Source organism: Gemella sp. 27098_8_155 (assembly GCF_041433725.1).
Lineage (GTDB): Bacteria > Bacillota > Bacilli > Staphylococcales > Gemellaceae > Gemella > Gemella haemolysans_D.
On the sequence record NZ_JAPWCA010000035.1, the window covers coordinates 1 to 4,948 of the forward strand.

General features: G+C 28.5%; 4 protein-coding genes. 3 read left to right on the plus strand and 1 reads right to left on the minus strand.

Annotated features, from left to right (window positions below):
* Positions 1-335, minus strand: a 335-nt coding sequence (locus O5Y44_RS08660; protein ID WP_371465994.1) for a hypothetical protein, incomplete at its 3' end; no start/stop codon positions are given.
* A gap of 129 nt (positions 336-464) precedes the next feature.
* On the opposite strand from O5Y44_RS08660, the gene O5Y44_RS08665 reads away from it, so the two are divergent.
* The 3 genes from O5Y44_RS08665 (at position 465) to O5Y44_RS08675 (ending at position 4,819) form a co-directional block, all read left to right on the plus strand.
* Complete coding sequence (locus O5Y44_RS08665; RefSeq protein WP_371465995.1) at positions 465-3,194, plus strand: class I SAM-dependent DNA methyltransferase; 2,730 nt, start codon at positions 465-467, stop codon at positions 3,192-3,194.
* 168 nt (positions 3,195-3,362) lie between these two features.
* On the plus strand, positions 3,363-4,037 hold the full coding sequence (locus tag O5Y44_RS08670) for an AlbA family DNA-binding domain-containing protein (protein WP_371465996.1): 675 nt from the start codon (positions 3,363-3,365) through the stop codon (positions 4,035-4,037).
* The gene (locus O5Y44_RS08675; RefSeq protein ID WP_371465997.1) at positions 4,019-4,819 is read left to right on the plus strand and encodes an ATP-binding protein; all 801 of its coding nucleotides are present in this window, start codon (positions 4,019-4,021) and stop codon (positions 4,817-4,819) included. Before O5Y44_RS08670 ends, O5Y44_RS08675 begins: the two co-directional genes overlap by 19 nt.
* Positions 4,820-4,948: the final 129 nt, after the last annotated feature.

A 4,948-nucleotide genomic window follows, 5' to 3' on the forward strand; every position in this document is an offset into this window, starting at 1 on the left:
ATTGTATTTTTACAATAATTTAGTTCAGAGCGTACCTCTCGTAGATTTTTCTTAAGATTATCCATAGATCTACTATTATAGGAACTACTTTTTCTTAACGCTGAATCTAAAGAATTGAAATAATTGTTGAATAAATTCGAATTATTTGCATGTTCTTTTATATTTTTATATGCAGTTATTTCATTCCTAAGAGCAGACCTGATATCTTCTAATATAGAATAAGCCTCAGGCCTATTTCTAATCTCTAGAGCTTTATCAATAGTGTCTATATATGAATTAAGATTTGTTATTACAGTATCTTTAGAAATTTTATTAGAGAAATCTAAAATTTTCATTATTTGATACCTCCTTTTGATTATCTTTTAACTAAATTATATCATAGAAGTAAATATAAATTTAACTATTATTTTGTAATATAATTGTTTTAGAGTATAATATATTTATTAGGAAGAAGGAGAAACGGGATGTTAATTGATTTAGAAGATAATATAAAAGAATTAATAGCTAATTTGGATAAAGAAACATTCTTTATTAATTTCTTAGAATTGTACAGTGGAGTAGCAAAGTCTGCAATAAAAAAAGTTAAAAATGTTAGTGTATATGATGGATTAGAAAATAAGACAAAGTTTATAATAAAAGCTGAGAAAGATAATTTATTAGATAATTATATATCTCTTGAGAATGAAGTATTGCAAAGAAAAACAAAACCAAGATATATAATTGTTACGGATTTTAACGAGTTATATGCTAAAGATACAAAAACTTTAGAGCGATTAGCAATAAAATTTGAAGAATTACCACAGAATTTTTCGTTCTTTTTAGCATGGAATAATATTGAAAAAGTGGATTATGAAAAAGAAAATCCAATGGATGTAAAAGCAGCCGAGAGATTTTCTAGAGTTTATGATGAGCTGGTCAAACAAAATCCCGATTTAGATTCAGAAGATCTAAATTTATTTTTAATAAGAATATTATTCTGTTTATTTGCGGAAGATACAGATATCTTCCCAAGGAATAAGTTTTCAAATGACTTGAAAACTTTAACTAAAGAGGATGGTAGTGATACGAACGTTATAATAAAAACTATTTTCGAAAAATTATCAACAAATATTTTTGATAAAGATAAAATTGCATCATACTTAGTAGATTACCCATATGTTAACGGAAATTTATTTACTAAGGATCATGTTGAGGTGAACTTTGATTACAAACTTAGAAAACTAATTATTGAAGCAGGAGAAATGTTGAATTGGGCAGAAGTTAATCCTGATATTTTAGGTTCTATGTTACAAGCAGTGGCAAGTAGTGATAAACGAAGTCATCTAGGTATGCATTATACTAGTGTTCCAAACATATTAAAAACTATAAAACCATTATTTTTAAATGAGTTAAATGACAAGATATCTGAAATAGTAGATAGTGAGTTAAAGAATAATAATAAAGCAAAGAAATTGATTGAGTTACTAGAAAGAATCTCAAAAATGAAGTTTTTAGATCCAGCCTGTGGATCAGGAAATTTCCTAATTATAGCGTACAAAGAATTGCGTCGAGTAGAGATGAGAATCTACGAAGAATTAGAGAATTTAGGAGAAGCACAACTATACTTAGAATATGTTAAATTAGATCAATTCTATGGTATTGAGATAGATAACTTTGCTTCTGATGTTGCTATGCTGAGTATGTGGATAGCAGATCACCAGATGAATGTTGAACTAGCTGAGAAACTAAAATCAGCAGCACGTCCTACTATTCCATTAAAAAAAATAGGTGGAATATATAACGCTAATGCACTAAGAATTGATTGGCAAGAAGTATGTCCAAGAACTGAAGATGAAGAGGTATTTATCTTTGGAAATCCACCGTATTTAGGAGCAAGACTCTTAAACAAAGAACAAAACCAAGAAATGGAAGATATTTTCAAAGATGTAACGCAATATAAGAGGTTGGATTATATAGGTGCATGGTTTTACCTTGGAGCTAAGTATATAGAAAATACTAATAGTAAATTATCATTTGTATCAACAAATAGTATCTGTCAAGGGGAGCAAGTTACATTAATGTGGAAGCCAATTTTAGAATTGGCAGAAATTAATTTTGCATATACATCATTTAAATGGCAAAATAGCGCTAAGGCTAATGCTGGGGTGACGGTCATAGTTGTAGGATTAACAGCAAAAAATGATTCAAAAGAAAAGTTAATTTATAGTGAAGAAAGTAATCAGGAAATAGTAAAAAAAGTAAATAATATAAACCCTTATTTGACAGAGGGTGAGGTAGTATTTGTTGAAAGTAGAAGTGTTAATATAAATAGAAATCTTCCTAAAATGGTATATGGGAATATGGCTCGTGATGATGGAGGTTTAATATTATCAAAAAGTGAATATAATACACAAATTGAAATATATCCTCAACTAAAGACAATTTGCAAGAAATTTATAGGATCTCATGAGTTTATAGCAGGTGACTATCGTTATGTAATGTGGTTTAACGAGAATAATATAAAAGAGTATAGAGATATTCCATTTGTTAAGGAAAGACTAGAAATAGTTAGAAATGCGAGGATAAATAGCAAAGCAGAATCTACAAAAAAATATGCTCAATGGCCACATCTTTTTGTTCAACGAGGAGATTATAATAAAGCTATTGAGAATTTTAAAGGTAATCCCGATGAAATGTTGAATATCATTATACCAAGGCATTCATCTGAAAACAGACTATATATTCCTATGGGGATATTATGTGAAGGAGAAATAATAGCTGACTCTGCTCAAGTTATCTATGATATACCATTGTATCTATTAGGCCTTCTTCAATCAAGAATGCATATGGTTTGGTTGCGTAACATAGGAGGGAAATTAAAAACAGATTATCGTTATTCTAATACCCTAGTATATAATACTTTCCCAATACCTGATCTAAGCGAAGAAGATAAATTAGAAATCGAGGATAGAATATCGTATATTCTCGATGTCCGAGATGAGGAATTGTTAAGTTTATCGGAATTATATGGTTCTCCATTAGCAACAAAAAATCCAAAGCCTATGAATGAACGATTATTAAATGCTCACAAGGCATTAGATAGATATATCGACAAGTTATATAGTAAAAAAGAATTTTCTAATGATGAGGAAAGATTATCTGTCCTTTTAAAAATGTATCAACAGAAAATAGATGAAGAGAAAAAAGAAAAGTAAATACTTTTTAATATAAATTTCGAAAAAAACCAGTTGAGTTAATGCTTAACTGGTTTTTATAATATACATAATATTATGATCTATATTAATAAATAGTAATATGCTATAATTATTAGTAACTGAAATAAGTTGTAAACATAATAAGTGAATCGAGGTGTTATCATAAAAATGAATAATGAATATTTGAGAAATTTAGTAATCGAATTAGCTAAGTATCCACAAGAAACAGAATGGATTGAATTTAAGAAAAATAAAATAGATCCACATAAATTGGGAGAATATATATCTGCATTAAGTAATTCTGCAGCTATCTTAGGTAAAGATAAAGCTTATATTATTTGGGGAGTAAATGATAAAACACATGCAATTGAGGGAACAAATTTCCACTATCGAACTGAGAAAAAAGGTGGTGAAGAGCTGGAAGCTTGGCTATCACGTTTATTAGAGCCTAGAATTGATATCAAATTTAAAGAGGTTGAAATCGAGGGGAAACATATTACTGTATTAGTTATACCAAAAGCACAAATACAACCAATTAAGTTTCATGGAGAAGAGTTTATTAGGGTAGGGAGTAATAAAAAAAAATTAAAGGAATTTCCAAGTAAAGAGAGATCATTATGGAGATCCTTCGATACCACGTTAGAAGAATTGAAAATTTCAGAGAATAGTAAGAGAGCCAAAGAAGTATTACAACTTCTAAATTATGAAGCATATTATAGTAAATTAAATATAGCTGTCCCTAGTAACTATAGAAAAATTATAGGTGACTTTATAGATGAAAAGTTTATTATAAAAAACGATGCTGGACTTTATGATATTACAACATGGGAGCCCTTATATTAGCTCATGATATAACAAAGTTTAGTGGTTTAAGTCATAAATATGTAAGGGTAATTTGGTATAAGGATAATACTAAGTTGCAAACTATCAGAGAAAATAAGTATGTGGAGGGATATGCAGTTTGTTTTGAGAAAATTATAGAGTATATAATGACTATAATTCCTCAAGAAGAAATCATAGAAAATGGAATAAGACATGCAAAATATGAATATCCTGAGTTAGCAATAAGGGAATTATTAGCAAATTGCTTAATTCATCAAAATATAGCTCAAAGCGGAACTAGTCCTATGATAGAAATCTTTAATAATAGGATAGAAATGTCAAATGCAGGAGCTCCTTTAGTGGCGATTGAGAGAATTGTCGATACAGTTGCTGTATCGAGAAATGAGAATTTAGCAGGTTTTATGCATAAATGTGGTATTTGCGAAGAACGTGGAAGTGGATACGATAAAGTTGTATCTGAAACAAGTAAAAATAATCTTATAGCACCTAAAGTTGAAAACCAAAATGATATGTTTACTAAAGTGACATTATATTCTAAGGTTCCTTTCGATATGATAAGTAAGGAAGATAGAATAAGAACATGTTATATGCATGCATGTTATTTATATGTGCAAGGAGAGTACATTAATAATAATGTTTTAAGAGACCTATTTGGTGTTCCTGATAAACAAAGATATACAATTTCAAGAATTATTAAAAATGCACTAGATAGTGGATGTATAAAAGCAGTAGATGATGAAACGGCTCCAAGATATATGAAATACATTCCTTTTTGGGGGTAAATTAATATTTACTAAAATTACTAAGTAATAAATTAAGTTAAATTAATGATAATGGAGCTATAATCAAAAATATTGTAAAACATATAGTAGCAATAATAATAAGAGTTATGATATAAGAAATTTAAGTTG